General features: G+C 42.9%; 11 protein-coding genes. 6 read left to right on the top strand and 5 right to left on the bottom strand.

Annotated features, from left to right (window positions below; all coding sequences use genetic code 11):
- Nucleotides 1-161: 161 nt before the first annotated feature.
- On the top strand, nt 162-2,171 hold the full coding sequence (gene mobC, locus OLM34_RS02705; protein ID WP_264405046.1) for a conjugal transfer protein MobC: 2,010 nt from the start codon (nt 162-164) through the stop codon (nt 2,169-2,171).
- Between the two features lie 69 nt (nt 2,172-2,240).
- On the opposite strand, the gene OLM34_RS02710 is transcribed toward mobC, so the two are convergent.
- A complete protein-coding gene (locus OLM34_RS02710; protein ID WP_264405048.1) occupies nt 2,241-4,238 on the bottom strand; it encodes an ATP-binding protein in 1,998 nt (665 codons plus the stop codon).
- A gap of 76 nt (nt 4,239-4,314) precedes the next feature.
- Nucleotides 4,315-4,707: a hypothetical protein gene (locus OLM34_RS02715; RefSeq protein ID WP_264405050.1), complete on the bottom strand. Its 393-nt coding sequence runs from the start codon at nt 4,705-4,707 to the stop codon at nt 4,315-4,317.
- A gap of 214 nt (nt 4,708-4,921) precedes the next feature.
- Between OLM34_RS02715 and OLM34_RS02720 the strand changes: the two genes are divergently transcribed.
- The 4 genes from OLM34_RS02720 (at nt 4,922) to OLM34_RS02735 (ending at nt 15,250) form a co-directional block, all read left to right on the top strand.
- The gene (locus OLM34_RS02720; RefSeq protein ID WP_264405051.1) at nt 4,922-6,457 is read left to right on the top strand and encodes a DUF3945 domain-containing protein; all 1,536 of its coding nucleotides are present in this window, start codon (nt 4,922-4,924) and stop codon (nt 6,455-6,457) included.
- A gap of 34 nt (nt 6,458-6,491) precedes the next feature.
- Nucleotides 6,492-8,597 (top strand): type IA DNA topoisomerase, encoded by a 2,106-nt coding sequence (locus tag OLM34_RS02725; protein ID WP_264405052.1) that lies wholly within the window; start codon nt 6,492-6,494, stop codon nt 8,595-8,597.
- 151 nt (nt 8,598-8,748) lie between these two features.
- The gene (locus OLM34_RS02730) at nt 8,749-9,195 is read left to right on the top strand and encodes a DUF1896 domain-containing protein (protein WP_264405053.1); all 447 of its coding nucleotides are present in this window, start codon (nt 8,749-8,751) and stop codon (nt 9,193-9,195) included.
- Nucleotides 9,182-15,250: an N-6 DNA methylase gene (locus OLM34_RS02735; protein ID WP_264405055.1), complete on the top strand. Its 6,069-nt coding sequence runs from the start codon at nt 9,182-9,184 to the stop codon at nt 15,248-15,250. Before OLM34_RS02730 ends, OLM34_RS02735 begins: the two co-directional genes overlap by 14 nt.
- Before the next feature lie 57 nt (nt 15,251-15,307).
- Here the strand turns inward: OLM34_RS02735 and OLM34_RS02740 are convergent, their stop codons facing one another.
- On the bottom strand, nt 15,308-15,625 hold the full coding sequence (locus OLM34_RS02740) for a helix-turn-helix domain-containing protein (RefSeq protein ID WP_264405057.1): 318 nt from the start codon (nt 15,623-15,625) through the stop codon (nt 15,308-15,310).
- A 2-nt stretch (nt 15,626-15,627) separates the two neighbouring features.
- Nucleotides 15,628-15,963, bottom strand: coding sequence for a helix-turn-helix domain-containing protein (locus OLM34_RS02745; protein WP_264405060.1), 336 nt, complete (start codon nt 15,961-15,963; stop codon nt 15,628-15,630).
- Between the two features lie 840 nt (nt 15,964-16,803).
- On the opposite strand from OLM34_RS02745, the gene OLM34_RS02750 reads away from it, so the two are divergent.
- Complete coding sequence (locus tag OLM34_RS02750) at nt 16,804-16,965, top strand: hypothetical protein (protein WP_264405061.1); 162 nt, start codon at nt 16,804-16,806, stop codon at nt 16,963-16,965.
- A 269-nt stretch (nt 16,966-17,234) separates the two neighbouring features.
- On the opposite strand, the gene OLM34_RS02755 is transcribed toward OLM34_RS02750, so the two are convergent.
- Nucleotides 17,235-17,930, bottom strand: coding sequence for a phosphatase PAP2 family protein (locus OLM34_RS02755; RefSeq protein WP_264405063.1), 696 nt, complete (start codon nt 17,928-17,930; stop codon nt 17,235-17,237).
- Nucleotides 17,931-18,111: the final 181 nt, after the last annotated feature.

Here is an 18,111-nt window from a genome sequence, read left to right on the forward strand (position 1 = left end):
CTTATAACTTTAGCAATCATTAGTTTTCATACGATTCGTATTGACTTCAATGCCACAAGTCGCCAATTCAATTCCTTAACAACCCACACTGCCAACAATCAGATAGTTACAGTGGAAACCTATTTACTTTCGCTTTTCAAACTCATAAAAGCGATTTTATTATGCAACAAGAAGATGATCTCCGGGGATTGGCAAAAGTCATGGACTTTATGCGTGCCCTCAGTACTTTATTTGTAGTAATCAACATCTATTGGTTTTGTTACCAGCAGATGGTAAATTGGGGTATCAATATCGGTGTGGTCGATAAGATACTCGTTAATTTTGACCGCACGGCGGGTTTATTCCATAATATCCTTTGGACTAAACTCTTTACCATAGTATTCCTCGCCCTTTCCTGTTTGGGAACAAAGGGAGTTAAGGAAGAAAAAATCACATGGAACAAAATCATAGTGTTCCTGTCAGCCGGATTCGTGCTATTCTTTTTTAACTGGTGGCTTCTGGATTTACCCTTGCCACTGGAAGCCAATGCCGGCTTTTATATGTTGACGATGTCCGTAGGGTACATTTTCCTATTGATGGGTGGAACATGGATGTCGCGCCTACTCAAAAACAACATGATGGACGACGTGTTCAATGTCGAGAACGAATCCTTTCAACAAGAAACTCGCCTGATGGAAAACGAGTATTCGGTAAACCTGCCTACACGTTTTTATTACCGGAAGAAATGGAATAACGGCTGGATTAATGTCGTGAACCCGTTCAGGGCTTCAATCGTATTGGGTACGCCCGGATCGGGCAAGAGTTATGCCGTTGTTAATCAATACATAAAACAGCAGATTAAAAAGGGATACTCACTCTATTGCTATGATTTCAAGTACCCCGACCTCTCAACAATAGCCTATAACCACCTATTAAACAATCAGGGCGGTTATAAGAAAGTTCCTACATTTTACGTGATTAACTTCGATGATCCGTCCCGCTCGCACCGTTGTAACCCGCTTAATCCGTCATTTATGAATGATATTGCTGATGCTTACGAGTCGGCTTATACTATAATGCTCAATTTGAACCGGACGTGGGTGCAAAAGCAGGGCGATTTTTTTGTCGAATCCTCGATTATTCTTTTTGCTGCTATTATTTGGTATTTACGCATTTATAAGGACGGAAAGTATTGCACCTTTCCTCACGCCATTGAATTTTTGAATAAACGATACGAAGATATTTTCCCTATCCTAACCTCTTATCCGGAGTTGGAAAACTACCTTTCTCCTTTCATGGATGCGTGGCTCGGTGGTGCAATGGAGCAGTTGCAGGGACAGATTTCATCGGCTAAAATACCGCTTTCCCGTATGATTTCGCCACAACTTTATTGGGTCATGTCGGGCGATGAATTTTCATTGGATATAAATAACCCCGAAGAACCGAAAGTATTATGCGTAGGCAACAACCCCGATAGACAAAACATTTACGGAGCGGCATTAGGACTGTATAACAGTCGTATTGTGAAGTTAATCAACAAAAAGGGACAACTGAAAAGCAGCGTGGTAATTGACGAGTTGCCGACAATTTACTTCAAAGGCTTGGACAACCTGATAGCGACCGCCCGAAGCAATAAAGTAGCCGTATTGCTCGGTTTTCAGGACTTTTCACAGCTAAAACGCGACTATGGAGATAAAGAGGCCGCTGTCGTGATGAACACGGTGGGCAATATTTTCAGCGGTCAAGTCGTAGGCGACACTGCCAAAAACCTTTCGGAGCGTTTCGGAAAAGTGTTACAGAAACGACAGTCTATGACAATAAACAGAAACGACAAGTCCACATCCATATCTACGCAGCTTGACAGTTTGATTCCCGCCAGTAAGATAGCCAATCTAACACAAGGTATGTTTGTGGGTGCAATCGCCGATAATTTCGACGAGAGAATAGAACAGAAAATTTTCCATGCAGAAATAGTAGTAGACAACGAACGGGCAAAGCGGGAAACCGCCAAATACCAGCAGATACCCGTTATTGCCAACTTTGTCGATGAGGACGGAGTGGACAGGATGAAGGATATGATTAAAGAAAATTACGACCGCATCAAAGAAGAAACACGCCAAATAGTCGATAAAGAATTGGAAAGAATTAAGAACGACCCAACACTATGTAAACCCTTACCAGAGCAGGAATAAATGTGCAGTATAAAATTAACTCCTACATTTTAAATAGTTGTAGGGTTTTCTTAGTAAAGGACACTACCATTATTTTCCTATTTCTTCCGCCTCTTGAGGTTGTTTTTCTTCTCCAAAATTCTCAGGCAGGTATTCCTTGTATTTTGCTCTCAGATATTCAAGTCCTTCATTATTATCCTGTAAAGAGATATTAAGTTTTTCTTTTATAAACTCATGCCTCAATTTTGCATCTGTGATGATATCTCCCCACCTCAAAACATATACATCAAAATTATCTCCTTCTGAAACATGACCATATTTCCTATGTTTCTGATTTATCAAAGGCTCTAATTCCGGCTTTATTTCTTTAGTAATCAGATAGAACTTCCATCTGGTTTTGTCTTTAGGAAATCTGGCATCATTAGCTACTCTTGCTGCGTAACCCTCTATCTGTCCTTTTTCTTTAATCCCTGCATCTACAGTGGGTTTCTTCAACTCAATGACCAAGTTTTCTTTACCTCTTTTACCTAAACTGTATTGCTGCCAGAGGCAAACATCTGGTATTGTTTGTAAATCCCCATTATCTTCAGACTCCACAACTTCTTCAAAATCCTCTCGCTCCAAGTGGTCTTTGATATATGCTTTCAAGACATTTTTTAAAGAAATGTCATCAACCCCATAAGTATATTCATCTCCAAAAATCCAAGTTTCTCTGACAATAATTTTATGAAGGTGTTTTCTTTCTTTTACATCTTTATTGAGTTCTTTATCATATACGAGTTGTTCTAATCCCTGCAAGAAGTTTAACCTGTTCTTGATTTCAGTCATGGTATCAATTATGCAGGATAATGATGTGTCTTCCAGAATATCTGCAAGCTCATTCTGCTTATCCTTTGGGAGTTCAATAACTTCGCTTAAAATTCTTTTTAGATTAACAGACCCTGACTCCAATGCCTCTTTAATAAGAGATAATGTGAGCTTTTTCCCTTTATTATCCTGATCGCCAAAAGAGGGAAGATATTCATTTACCTGTAATGCAACTATATCAAAAACCTGCCTTGTAGATTCTTCAACGATATTCTCTGGCTTATTCTCGTATGGATAGATTTTCTCTCTCTTTAATTCCTCTATAAATTCTTTAGAATAAAGATGCAGTCTGTCTTTCAAATATTGTCGGGCTATCTTTTTAGCATCATTATATGCTACATTCAAATCCTCATTCATTTCCCCCATATTCAAGGTGTTTTCCCTGTGGAGTTGCTCTATATAGACAGATTGAATGAAGATTGAGATAGGAAGAGAAGACCTAATACCTAAATTATATTCAAGAAAAGGTATGCCCTTAGTGTTGCAAAAATATGTTTTTTTCTTATTGTCAAATTGCCACTCAATAATCTTTACAACAAATGAATAAGTGAGGTTATTTATTTCATATTTCAAAGTTTCTTCATATGTATTCTTAATCAGGGAATCAAAATTCAGCTCATTGCCATTAAAGAATATCTTAAAGTTTTGATAATTAATCCAAAATGAAGCGAATTTTTCCTCTATTTCTCTTCTATTTTTTAGGTTAAGTCCTTGTTCTGCATTAACATCATTGACATTTTGAATTAAAACCCTGAACCCTTGAGAACCTTCCCCTTTCGGTAATTGCTTTAAATCACTTATTTCTGAATGAGATAACTGGCTATTACTGACCTTTACTGTAAAAGTCTTATAACTATCATCATCCTTATAAATACTGAAAAAAGTAACTAAATCTCCTAAGGCTAAACTTTTAAATCGACCCTTTCCCTCTTTACCATGATATGATCTACCTCCAGGGCTTTGCGTTGTATATTTCTTCTCAGAACCACCTAATTTGCCAAATACGTTTTTGGCTTTTTCATATGATAATCCATGCCCATTGTCAATTATCTCTATTTCATTATATCCACCCAAACCATTCTTCTTATAGTTAATGTGAATTTCTGAGGAATCAGCATCAATAGCATTCCAAATTAATTCACAAAGAGCAGTTATCCCACTTGCTTTGGTAAGAGATTCTATATGGTCATGTTCAACCCCTAAGTCTATTATTGTTGGCATACTTATCAGAATTAAAAAACAAAATTACATAAAAATCAGGGATTAGAAGTCTGATTACAAACTATATTTTTGAAATTTAATTCAGTAATCTTTTATTTTCTCTATCTCCAAATGGAAACCCTACACCCGTATTGGTCGGTTTTAATCCGTATTTCTCCATTATCTCGTCCAACAATCCTTCATCCAAGTGCAGAAATGCCCCGAATAACGGGTAATCCGTCAGTCCGAAACCAATCATTATCCCGTCTTTTTCATCTTCCATACCCTGCATGAATACAAAGTAATTGTGCGGATTGGCTCCGTCCATATTGAACATTATTTCCTCATCCGACAACTCCGGTGGAGTAACCCCTTCAATCATCAACTTATAATAATCGTAATCCACCCATCCCTGACTGCGGAAAGATGAGAACAGTTCCCTTAACTGCTCTGTGGACAAATGCCTGATAGAATAAAATTGCTCAATCATACCTTAAAAATATCTCTCCCCAAAGGTAGGCAATATAACCGGGTAAGGGAAAAGCCATTGCATAATTTCCTCTCGGTACTAATACTTTGATGCCACAAGTTGCCAGTTGTTTTCCGCAAGCAACAGTACAGATTTCAACCCTTTTACATACAAGTCATTAAGTCTAATTTCGCCTACGCACCGCTATTGGTGCGAACTAAAAACATTCGTAAATATGGACGAAAAATTAAAGAACGATGCCAAAAAAGTAATGCTCGTTCAAGATGCAAGCAGCGGCCAACTGAAAGCCGTTACCGATGTGGATAAGGACGGAAACATTCAGACCGTCGAACCCACTAAAGCAAATCTGGCTTCCCTGTTGAATGTGAACACGAACGATTCTTTCATTGAAGCCTTTTTCAAAAAGATGATGGAGCAGGCGGATAATCCGGCACATTCAGGGTTATCCAATCCCATCAACAAAGTTTTTATCATGATCGAGAGCGTTTTTAACAAGCTCGTCAAGATGAACTTTCCACCCGAAGAACTGGAAAAGTACCGTGTCGATCCGGCAGTAGAACTGGCAGCCCGACAAGGACTGAACCCCAAAGTACAGCAGGGTGGCGGCGATACCACTTCCCAATCGACTTTCCAACCGATGGACGTAAGCAAAATCGACCGGGCAGATTTGGAACGCAAAGGGATTAAGTGGGAAGATGTGGAGCCCCACCTGAAAGCGATGTCCTACGGCCATAAGTCCAACAAGATGGTTGAAATGAATCCCGAAATGGAACCCGGCGGTATGCGCGTCCCCACAAAAGGGCGTATCTCGCTGGAAGAACAGGCGGACGGCTCAATCAAGGCTATTCCACATTACCACCAAGAAAAGCCGAATCTGGATGCACCCCTGCATGGCACAAAGCTCGATGATGAAGCAAAAGCCAATCTACTGGCTACGGGCAATGCCGGAAAAGTAATTGAACTGGAACTTGCCCCCGGCAAAAAAGAACCTTGTTATGTTACCCTCGACAAAATGACGAACGGATTGGAAGTCTTGCCCGTCAGTCGGATCGGCCCGATTGACAAAATCAAAGGTGTCGAACTTACCGAAGGGCAGAAGTTGGACTTTGCCGCAGGACGGAAAGTGTTAGTCGAGGGCATGACTTCCCGCAGTGGAACAAAATTCGACGGCTATGTTCAGGTCAATGCTGCGGACAAGAAATTCGACTTTACCTATGACGGCTTAGACCGTAACCGCTACTCTCAGGAGAATAAAGAAATCCGCCAACAGAAAAAGGCGGAAGATCAGGAAACAAAAAAAGAGGTTTCACAGGGCGAGGATAAAAAAGAAATTTTTATCCCTAAAAAACTATTGGGGGTTGAGCTTGACGAAAAGCAGATTAAATCATTGGAGGCGGGTAAAGCCACCTATGTGAAAGCCATGATGAAAGACGGTCAGGATCAGCCTTTCAATGCGTGGGTTAAACCGAACTACGAAAAAGGCAAATTGGACTTTTTCAAATGGAATCCCGACTACGCCAAGAAACAGGGTGCAACAGTAAAACCCACTGCCGAGAGCAAAACACAGGTCGCCGTCAATTCCGAGGGTAAGACCAACGAAGCAACCAAGAAAGTGGACAAGCCACTTCAACAGGGGCAGCAGAAACCGACCGAAGGCCAGCAAAAGAAGCAAGATGAGAACAAGCAGCGGCAAAATCCCTCAAAACGGCAGTCTGCACGAAAAGCAAAGAGAAGCCCCAAAATTTCCTAATCCATTTATTCACAATAATAAAAAATAGAAAACAATGAAAGTATGTATTGCAGAAAAACCCAGCGTAGCACGTGAGATAGCGGCTATCGTGGGAGCAACAACAAAGAAAGACGGATATTTAGAAGGCAACGGTTATGCCGTTACATGGGCGTTCGGCCATCTGGTCGGACTTGCGATGCCCGAAGCCTACGGTTTCACAGGGTTTAAGGCGGAGAATCTGCCGATACTCCCCAAAGAGTTTATCCTCCAACCCCGACAGATTAAAGAGGGCAAGGAATATAAGAATGACCCCGGTGCACTGAAACAGCTAAACGTAATTAAGGAGTTATTCTCCCGTGCCGACCGGATTATCGTTATGACCGATGCCGGACGGGAGGGAGAACTTATCTTCCGTTTTATATACAATTACCTCGATTGTAAAAAGCCGTTCGACCGCCTTTGGATCAGCAGTCTGACCGACCGTGCCATTCGTGAGGGACTTCAAAACCTCCGTCCGGGCAGCGATTACGATAACCTGTACCTGTCTGCCCGTGCTCGAAGTCATGCAGATTACGTTGTGGGAATTAATGCCAGCCAGGCATTAAGTATTGCCGCCGGAAGCGGTGTATTCTCTCTCGGACGGGTTCAAACACCTACATTGGCGATGATATGCAGCCGCTATCTGGAAAATAAGGATTTCAAACCGCAGACCTATTTCCAACTCAAACTGCATACAGCCAAAGATGCCACCTCTTTTTCAGCCCTGTCTTTGGAGAAGTATGATATCCGGACAAAAGCGGATGAATTTTACGCCCTTGTAAATTCCGGCGGTACGGCAAATGTGGTAAGTGTGGAACGCAAGGAAGCCAATCAGGAACCACCATTATTATATGACTTGACTACTTTGCAAAAAGAAGCCAACAGCAAACACGGTTTTTCAGCAGATAAAACGCTGACGATAGCGCAAGCGCTCTATGAAAAGACCGTACTTTCCTATCCCCGTACCGGAAGCCGCTATATCTCTACCGACGTATTCGATGAAATACCGCAGCTACTTGCCAGTATGAAAAGCTATTCCCGCTTTTCCGCTTACGCCGCTTCAATGGAGAATGCCCCACTTAATATCCGCAGTGTGGACGACAAGAAAATTACCGACCACCATGCGATCATCATTACCGAGAACAAGCCCGGCGAACTTTCACCCGATGAACGCATCATCTACGAAATGGTTGCCGGACGTATGCTGGAAGCATTTTCTAAAAAGTGTAAGAAAGAAAATACAGTTGTTTCCCTTGAATGTGACGGAGTAACATTTACGGCACGGGGAAGTATTATCCTTTCTGCCGGATGGCGTGGCGTATTTGGCACACAGGAAGAAGAAAAAGAGGAAGATGCCACCGTACTGCCCGACATTGTTCAAGGCGACAGCCTGCCTGTGAAAGGTTGCGATATATTGGAAAAGCAGACCAAACCCCGTCCATTGCATACGGAGAGCAGCCTGTTATCCGCAATGGAAACCTGTTCCAAAGAAGTTGAGGACGAAGCCGAACGTGAAGCTCTCAAAGAATCGGGGATCGGAACGCCTGCCACTCGTGCAGCCATTATCGAAACGCTATTCTCCCGCGAATATATTGTACGCGAAAAAAAATCACTTGTACCCACCAATAAAGGATTGACCGTGTATCTGGCCGTTAAGGATAAGAAAATTGCAGATGTTTCGATGACTGGAGAGTGGGAAAGCGCACTGAATAAAATCGCTTTGGGAGGAATGGATGCGGATACTTTTCACAAGGGTATAGAAGTATATGCCGCACAGATTACAACGGAGCTGCTCACTATTTCTATCGAGGGAGCGAGCAATCGCACCAGATGTAAATGCCCTAAGTGCAGCGGGCAGGTGGTTTTCTATCCCAAAGTTGCTAAATGCCAGAATCCCGATTGCGGACTGAAGATATTCCGCTCCATTGCAGGAAAGGATCTGACGGATGCACAATTATCCGAACTTTTCGGTAAAGGGAAAACCGGATTGATAAAAGGCTTCAAGAAAAAAGCCGGAGGAACTTTCGATGCTATTATTGCTTTCGACAGTGAATATAAAACCGTTTTTGAATTTCCGAAAAACAAACCGGGTAATGCAGGGAAAGGGAAAAAGCGGAAATAATAGTATATTTGCCACTAAGATTCTAATCATAGCATTGTTTTTTAAGACGTGTTTTGAAAGGAATTTTAGTGGTTGGCGCTTCGGGTGGGAATCCGGAGCGCCTTTTCGCTTTCCCCCTCTCCATATTTTCAACCACTAAAATTCCAATGTTATGGCAAAGAATAATTCATCGCCACAGGGCGAACTATCCTATTACGGCCTATCCCTCTTATCGTATCTACACGACAGTCATCCCGACAAAACCGGGGATAAGGCATTTATAACAAAGCGTTCTGACCTCGCCGCAGGGGTTTACAGCGAGGCAATCCAAAACGGACTTACCCATATTGAAGCGGAAGAACTGGCAAGCGCCGAACTATACCGGGACTTGCATTTTTCCGCTTACAACACCCTTGTAAATATACTCTGGGATGAGTTTCCGGTGGAAATACCCGAAAATTCCGCCCGTAAGGTCGCCCTGCAGGTTTTACCGCTATGCGGTAACGTGCTGGCAAAATACACCCTGACGGATGATTTTGCCGACACTCCTGCATACGACCTCTTATACACGGAACTAACGGGAACCATTCAAATACTTCTGGAAGATGGCGCGGTTTAATAAAACGGCGCACCTTCGCCAGAATATCGACGCGATAAAGGCAGCCTTTACGCTCGACCGGGAAAAACGGGAAGCCACCCCGGAGGAAAAAAAAGTTTTGCAGGCATACAGCGGTTTTGGAGCAATTAAGGAAGTGATAGACCCACTGCCGAAAGACGGTGGGAAAACCACACCCTTAACCCCTCTTATAGAAGAACTGCACATTGTCCTCAAAGAAAATACCACTAACGAAAAAGAGTATAGGCTGTATTTGAATGGCATCAAAGATTCCATTCTGTCAGCTTTTTATACTCCGCCCGTCATTGCCGACACCCTGATTGTATCGTTGGCGCAAAGCGGTGTTACGCCCCTTCGGGTAATAGACCCCAGCGCCGGAACGGGCGTTTTTGCCGACAGTCTAAGGGAATCCGCTCCTGATGCAGAAATGACATGTTTTGAAAAAGACCCGATGACAGGCATGATACTTAAACACCTGCGCCCGGAGGATAATGTAAGGGTACAGGGATATGAAGCCATCGAGCCGAAGTATTCCGGCTATTACGATGTGGCGGCCAGTAATATCCCTTTCGGTGATGTAGCCCTTTTCGACCCGTCTTTCTCAACAAGTACCGACCCGTCCCGTCGGCAGGGTACACAGACACTGCACAACTATTTCTTTATGAAATCGGTTGATACCGTCCGTGATGGCGGTATCATCGCCTTTATTACTTCACAAGGCGTTCTCAACTCCGAACAAAACCGACCTGTTCGTGAATGGCTTGCGGACAGGTGCGATGTGGTTTCTGCTATACGGTTACCAAATAATTTGTTTACCGACCATGCCGGAACGGAAGTCGGTAGCGACCTCATTGTATTGCAGAAACGACCGCCGGGCGAATATCCCGTAACACAGCGACAGACGGATTTTATCGAATCCCGCAAGCTGTCAAACGGTATTTCCATAAATAACCTGTTCCAACAGTTAGACAGGGTTATCCAAACCGATGCCAAAGTCGGAACAGACCCTTATGGCAAACCCGCAATGGAATTTACCCATTCCGGTGGCGAAACAGGTATCGCCGGAGACTTGCGCCGGATGCTGGTCGAGGACTTTTCCAAACACCTCGACCTTGATCGCTACCTTTCTTTTGCTCCTAAAATTGCGGAGCAAACGCAAGTAAGAAATGAAACTGCTCCGCAAGTTAAATCGGAGCAAAGTATAACAGTGGACATTGCAGATGCTTCAAACAAAGTGGAAGCCGACGTTTCCACCTCGCACCTTCAAAGACCACAGGGGAAAGAACGACTGCCAAACGACCTTAATCCCCTTTGGCAGACGGATGACCTTGATCCGTTTTGGCAAGCCGTAGAGGAACACTTTGAAGATTTAGACAATCGAGGTAATACCCAAACGATTACACTGGAACAGGATGCTATCGCAAAAGCACGGGCGGAAGGATATAATTTTAATACAAGCACCGGGGAACTGACTCCAATAGAGAGTACAGGGGAGATTATTTCACCTGTTGAACAAGATAATGACCCTACACCGGATGACCTTGCGGAGTTCGGGGCATGGGCTAATGAGAGTGATCGTCGCTTTATAGAAGAATACCCGCCAACACCGGATGATTACGGGATTATTGAGCCTGCCCCGGAAACACCTGTTCAGGCGACTATGGAGCCTAAACAAAACGTAGAGAATGCCCCGGTAGGTAATTTTAGCGGAACGCTGTTCGATATGGATGATCCCCCTATTCTCGCAAAGCCGACTACGGAGGCCGCCCCGCAGGTAAACGTACAGAAAGAACCGCTAATTACCCTCTATGATCTGTTCGGTTTTTCCGAAGAAGAACGCAATCAAAGCCGTCCCCGCAAGCGAAAAAAGACTGTCAAACCTAAAAAGAAACAGGAAGAAGAGCGTTTTATCGACTGGCGTGAGGAAATGCAAATTAACGCCCATCGTGAGCGTGAAGAAAAAGAGCGGCAACAGAAAGATCAGCAACCGGAACGAGCATCGGCAGACAATACACCACTTGTTTATCCGGTTGAAGATGCCCGCAGAGTGGAACAACAGGAAGCCTTACGGCGGGAACAGGAACGGGAAGAATACCTGAAACCGATCCCGTTCAAAGCGGAAATACTGCCGCATTACCGTGAGGGTTCACTCGTTTCGGATGAACACAACCGTATCGGCTATCTGCGGGATATGGACGGCTTACAACCTATATTCCACCCACTGGAACTAACCGAAACACAGGGGAAGAAAGCCTCTATCTACGTCGAAATAAGAGATACTTATTACCACCTCTATCAGAATGAAGCCGAACGGTTGGAAGCCAATCCCGCCCTCAGGGAAATGCTAAATCGCCTGTACGACAACTTTACAGACCGTTTCGGCAGGTTGAACGAGAAGAAAAACCTCGACCTGATTAAAATGGACGCGAGGGGAACGGAAATCCTTTCCCTCGAACGCTATATTGACGGGGTAGCGCAGAAAGCCGATATTTTCCATCATCCGGTAGCGTTCAATCCTAATGAAATTACCGAAGCTGCCGATGCCCGTGAAGCGTTGGTCGCCAGTTTAAACAGATACGCCGGGGTGAATCTGGAATATATGGCGGGGCTTACCAGAGGAACAAAGGATAATATTCTGGAAGAACTGCACGGCAGTATCTATTTCAACCCGGAAATTAACGGCTATGAAATTGCCGATAAATACATAGCCGGAAATGTCATAGAGAAAGCAGAACGGGTAGAGCGCTTTTTAAATGATAATCCTAACCACATTCCCGCAGCGGATTCTCTGCGGGCGCTTCAAGAAGCCACCCCGAAACCCATTGCCTTTGATGATCTTGATTTTAATTTTGGCGAACGCTGGATACCCAAAGGTATTTATGAAAAATATGCATCGCATCTGTTTGATGCGGATGTTTCGATAAACTTCGCACCCAATATCGACGAGTACAGCGTAAAGGTTGACAGGACGAACGTAAAAATAACCGATCAGTATGCCGTGAAATCACAGAGCCGTACATTTAACGGCATACACCTAATGAAACACGCCCTGCAAAACACTTCGCCCGACATCACCAAGAAAGTGAATAAGCTGATTGATGGTAAAATGCAGGAGGTAAAAGTGCGTGACCCGGAAGCGATACAACTCGCCAACTCCAAGATAGATGAAATGCGGAACGGTTTTTCCGATTGGTTGCGCGACCAGTCACCGGAATTTAAGGACAGGCTGGCTGATCGCTACAACCGCACCTTCAACTGTTTTGTGCGTCCCAACTATGACGGTTCGCACCAAACCTTTCCGGGGCTTGACCTGAAAGGATTAGGCATAAAAGACCTCTATAAAAGTCAAAAAGATGCCGTTTGGATGGATAAATTATTGGGCGGAAATATTTGCGACCATGAGGTTGGCGGTGGTAAAACCCTGATTATGTGTTGCGGTGCAATGGAGAAAAAACGGCTTGGACTGGCCAACAAACCCATGATCACAGGCTTAAAAGCCAATATACATGAGATAGCCAAGACGTTTTGCACCGCCTATCCGAACGCAAAGGTTCTTTATCCCGGCAAGGAAGATTTTACTCCCAAAAACAGGGAGAGGATCTTCCGCGAGATAAAGAACAACGATTGGGATGCTGTTATCCTGACACACGAACAGTTTGCCAAGATACCGCAATCCCCGGAACTGCAACGGGAGATATTACAGACCGAACTCGACAGCGTGGAGGAAAATTTGCAGGTACTCAAAGACCAGGGCAAAGAAGTTTCCCGTGCCATGCTGAAAGGTTGCATAAGGCGTAAACTCAATCTGGAAGCCAAGCTGCAAACGGTTATGCACACCATCGAAAACCGTAAGGATGATACAGTCGATTTCAAACACATGGGTATAGACCACCTTTACGTCGATGAATCTCACAAATTCAAGAACCTTACGTTCAATACCCGCCACGACCGGGTAGCAGGATTGGGAAACCCCGAAGGCTCCCAACGTGCGCTGAATATGCTTTTTGCCATCCGTACCATTCAGGAACGCACGGGCAGGGATTTAGGCGCAACTTTCCTTTCGGGAACGACCATTTCCAATTCACTGACGGAACTCTATTTGCTGTTCAAATACCTCCGTCCGCAGGAAATGGAACGCCAGAACCTCAAAACCTTTGATGCGTGGGCAGCCGTTTTTGCTAAAAAGTCCATTGATTACGAGTTTTCGGTAACCAATGAGATTGTGCAGAAAGAGCGTTTCCGATATTTTATCAAAGTGCCGGAACTGGCGGCTTTTTATTCCGAGATCACCGACTTCCGTACAGCCGCCGATATCGGCATAGACCGCCCAGAGAAGAATGAGATATTGCATAATATACCGCCCACACCCGACCAAACGGCATTTATTGACCGTTTGGTGGAGTTTGCCAAAACAGGCGATGGAGAACTGCTCTATCGTGGTAAACTGACCGACAGGGAAGATAAAGCAAAGATGTTGATTGCTACGGATTACGCCCGTAAAATGTCGCTCGATATGCGTATGGTCGATCCGATACGCTTCGGCGACCATGTGGACAATAAAGCCAGCCATTGCGCACGGATGATTGCCGATTACTATTATAAGTACGACCAACACAAGGGTACACAGTTCGTATTCTCCGACCTCGGCACTTACAAAGCTGGGGAGTGGAACGTATATAGTGAAGTAAAGCGTAAATTGGTAGAAGATCACGGCATACCAGCCCATGAGGTACGCTTTATTCAGGAAGGCGCCAGTAGCGAAAGTATGCGCAAGCGCATGATAGAGGAAATGAAAGAAGGCAGAATCCGTATCATGTTCGGCTCGACTGAAATGCTTGGAACAGGCGTAAATGCACAGAAAAAGTGTGTTGCCATTCATCATCTCGATTGCCCGTGGCGACCGTCAGACCTGACCCAGCGCGACGGGCGGGGCATCCGCACAGGCAACGAGGTCGCCAAATACTATGCCGATAATAAGGTGGATGTTGTTCTCTATGCTGTCGAAAAATCATTGGATGCCTATAAATTCGGGTTACTCCATAACAAAGAACTTTTTATTCAGCAACTAAAAACCAACAATATGGGCGCACGCACCATTGACGAGGGCGCAATGGATGAGAAGACAGGTATGAACTTCTCCGAATATGTGGCTATCCTTTCCGGTAATACGGAATTATTGGAGAAAGCCCGTCTGGAAAAGAAAATCACCACATTGGAAAGCGAACGGCAGGCATTCGTGCGGGGTAAATCATCCAGCCGTTACAAGTTGGATGAGATTCTGCAAAAAGTGGAGAAAAATAGTGGTTTGATTGAACGCATCGGTAAAGACCTGGAACATTTCAAAAGCCAGGTACAATTAAATGAGGACGGCTCGTATAAAAATCCTATCCAACTGGATGGTGTTCAGGGCGGCGATATTAAGTTTATCGGCAAACACCTGAATCATATTGCCGATACCGCCCGCACCGGAAATGAGTTTGATAAGATTGGTAGCTTGTATGGTTTCGACCTGCTTGTAAAAAGTGAAACTTCTCAAAAAGAAGGATTTGATGCTGTGCAGAACCGTTTCTATGTTCGTGGCGAAGGTGATTACCTGTATCAGTACAACTATGGTAATCTTGCCTCTGATCCACGTTTGGCAGCACAGAATTTTATCAATGCACTCGGAACCATTGAACCGACGCTTGAAAAATTCCAAAAGGAGAATGAGAAACTGTCGAAAGATATTCCCACACTCAAAGACGTGGTGGACGGAACATGGCGCAAAGAACCGGAGCTGGCTTCTCTCAGGGCTGAACTGACGGATTTAGACCGGAAGATACAGCTTTCCCTCAAACCGATAGAAGAAAGCGAGGGACAGCCTGTAAACGAGGTTGAAGAGAACAAAAAACAATCCCAGGAAGATAACCGCCAACCTTCTCTGGGCAACGGACAGCCTTACATTCCGGCACGGCTCAGGAAAATAGCTGACAGTTCCGGCGGACGCATTGTTCTTGGCAGCGTTCCACGCTCTCATGCCGATACGGATAATCCTTCCAAAAGCAGCATGAAAATCTAAAGAGAAAGCCGTCGAAACAAAAAATCGACGGCTTTTCTCACTCCGGCTGAACATGTTTTATTTGTTGCCTTTCTTATTCATATTCCGAAAACTGCTGAAATGTTTTTCAATAAACCGTATGACATCGGATTCCTTATAATAGGTTTTGTGGTATATCATCTGAAAGGGCAACTCGCCGGAAGAACGATAGCGTTGCAGGGTGCGTTTGCTGACGTTCAGCATTTGGCAAAGGTCGAAATTGTCCAGCAGCATATCGCCATCGGGAAGCAGTGTTCTGCTTTGCACAGATGCGGGCGACTGCATCTTTTCGAGCCTGTCGAAACGCTCCATAATACGCCACATCCAACTGTCAAAATGTTCCTTGTCTATAAACATAATCAATCTTTAGGCAAAGTCATCAATCCTTTGGCGTCCAATTCGTCCAGCGAACCGCTACTGCGCTGGATGCGTTTTTCTTCCAACAGTCGCTTTATCTCCGAAATGGTATAATAGGTTTTCCTACCTATTAGTGAATAGATAATCACTCCATTGCTTCGATAACGTTGCAAAGTACGTTTACTGATTTTAAGATAAGCACAGACAACCTCATTGTCCAGCCATATTTCCTGCAAAGGAGATTTTTCAGGTTCCATACGGCAGATATGTTTCTCTATGGCCTCTATCTTGTCCATAAGCTCCCGGAAAGCTCCCGATTTCATAATTATTACGTCCATAATTCTTTGTTTTATTGATACTTTGCAAAGGTCGGGAGTATAAATCACCTGTATTGACAACTTGGGTAAACTATTTTTAGACTATTTTCTTTTACCGTGATTACAGGGCTTTATTGTATTAGAAAAATTTGTTTTTCTACATGATATTCCAATGGGAAATTGGGTATTATTTCTCTTTTGTTGCAGTAAAACAGTTGATATTCAGTGTGTTCTCGGATTGTATATTTAACCTCTTTTCGACAGAAAATTCAGAAGTGACAAAAATGTCCGTTAAAAGTGGAAAATCGGTTATTGGGTGTTGTAAAAGCAAAAATACTCAATTGGGTATCATTAATAACCTGCTTGCACCCTGAGCAAATGACTTATATAGTCTTCTACGATATTCATCCATATTGATCCCAAGTTGAAGATAGGTTTCATCTATGTTGTATTGAACAGTAGACAAAAAAATCCACTTGATAACTGATAAAAAAATAAGAGAAAGATAAAATTCAAAATATCTACAAAATTCCACCTTTACATTTATACAATATTTATTTGAGATATAATAAAAAAAAGAGATTGTATGAATATATAATATAATATCCAAATTGGCTTTTCTTACACTTTTAGTTATAGTACGTATAGTTGTGAAGAAGATGATTATAACTATAACCTGATATAAGAATATATGCGTTTTATGAGACTATTGATGAACCTGATCTTAAAAAGCCTGATACAGGAGCAAAGGTTTATTATTACTGCAGAATATGTATAGACGATCTGTCTGGATATACTTATCAAGGAAACGGTAGGTTTGTTAAAGATGATTTGTCAGCTATCCAGCCTGATGAACAATTTATGATTGGAAAAAACGGTTCTGTATTTTTCATTCCCGAAGATAAAAAGGGAAATGCGACTATTGTTATTGAAAGTAACTATTATAAAAGCAAGATTAAAACAACTTGCTTTTCTTCTCCCGGTAATGGGGCAGGTATTCATACAGTGTTCAAACCAGAATAAATTTAACTGAACACACCAAAAAACATTATTTACAATGAATATACCGATTCTTTCTGGCTTTAATATTACTTAAGAAAAGACTATATACAAAAAGCCTGTCCGCCGTTTTCGACGTATAGCAGGCAATCAAAATGTCACTTTAGAGTAGTTGAAATATTGTTTTGTCTATCGTTGGATAAAAAACGATATATCAATTATCTCCCGATTGAGAGAATAATTATGTTGCAGACATAAAAAGATCACAGGTGATAAAACAGATTATATCATCGTTAAGAAAATAATGTTGGTTTAAAAATATTAATCAGTAATTCACTAAATAAGATAATTGAAAGAATGTAAAATGCCAATGTGAGTGTTATGATGTTAATTCGATTGGTTGAATATGTTCGTTTGCATTTATATTCTGTGTTGAATACACGTGAAAAGTATCGATATAAGCAAAATACTCCGAATCCAATCGCACTACCGGCTATTGCTCCCGCAACTACATCTGATACAAAATGGACGCCCAAATAAACCCGTGAATAAGCCATGGTCAATGCCCAGAGATAAATAACAACCGTATAATATCTGTTTCTGAACAAAAGTGCGGTTAGAGTAGCGAAACCAAAAGCATTTGTCGCATGACCCGATATAAATCCATATTTTCCTCCGGTATATCCATACAATGTCCTGACAGACTCTTCGATGCCCGGATAGTGCGTAGGTCGCAAACGTGCGAAAAGAGGTTTGCAAATCGATGACGAGAATTGGTCGCAGCACACAAAAAGAAGGATAATTGCAGCTAATATCGGAATCCATTCCTGCCACTGCTTTTTATACATAGCAATGAGTAAAAACAAAGCCGCAGGAATCCATATAATACCACCGGAGAACAGCCACATTATACAGTCCATAAAATAGGAATGATTGCCGTTTATCAAGAAAAACAAGTTTTCTTCGTATGGAATAATTCGTTCGTGCATATTGAAAAATTCTCTTCAAAAGTAAGATGCTAATTTTGCGGAAAATTTGAATTTTGAGTCCACTCCGAAAAGTCTCTGACTTTTTATTTTCAATTCAGTGACACCCGGAAGGGACGGTTTAAATTTTTCAAAAATGCACTAAAATCAGTATCCTATTTGCTTGCATATTAATCTATATTTC

The sequence above is a fragment of the Anaerorudis cellulosivorans genome (assembly GCF_025943985.1).
Taxonomy (GTDB): domain Bacteria; phylum Bacteroidota; class Bacteroidia; order Bacteroidales; family Dysgonomonadaceae; genus Anaerorudis; species Anaerorudis cellulosivorans.

Excerpts from the sequence above, each read along its gene's own strand:
- mobC (WP_264405046.1), top strand. The coding sequence starts at position 162 with ATGCAACAAGAAGATGATCTCCGGGGATTGGCAAAAGTCATGGACTTT.
- OLM34_RS02710 (WP_264405048.1), bottom strand. The coding sequence starts at position 4,238 with ATGCCAACAATAATAGACTTAGGGGTTGAACATGACCATATAGAATCT.
- OLM34_RS02715 (WP_264405050.1), bottom strand. The coding sequence starts at position 4,707 with ATGATTGAGCAATTTTATTCTATCAGGCATTTGTCCACAGAGCAGTTA.
- OLM34_RS02720 (WP_264405051.1), top strand. The coding sequence starts at position 4,922 with ATGGACGAAAAATTAAAGAACGATGCCAAAAAAGTAATGCTCGTTCAA.
- OLM34_RS02725 (WP_264405052.1), top strand. The coding sequence starts at position 6,492 with ATGAAAGTATGTATTGCAGAAAAACCCAGCGTAGCACGTGAGATAGCG.
- OLM34_RS02730 (WP_264405053.1), top strand. The coding sequence starts at position 8,749 with ATGGCAAAGAATAATTCATCGCCACAGGGCGAACTATCCTATTACGGC.
- OLM34_RS02735 (WP_264405055.1), top strand. The coding sequence starts at position 9,182 with ATGGCGCGGTTTAATAAAACGGCGCACCTTCGCCAGAATATCGACGCG.
- OLM34_RS02740 (WP_264405057.1), bottom strand. The coding sequence starts at position 15,625 with ATGTTTATAGACAAGGAACATTTTGACAGTTGGATGTGGCGTATTATG.
- OLM34_RS02745 (WP_264405060.1), bottom strand. The coding sequence starts at position 15,963 with ATGGACGTAATAATTATGAAATCGGGAGCTTTCCGGGAGCTTATGGAC.
- OLM34_RS02750 (WP_264405061.1), top strand. The coding sequence starts at position 16,804 with ATGATTGGAAAAAACGGTTCTGTATTTTTCATTCCCGAAGATAAAAAG.
- OLM34_RS02755 (WP_264405063.1), bottom strand. The coding sequence starts at position 17,930 with ATGCACGAACGAATTATTCCATACGAAGAAAACTTGTTTTTCTTGATA.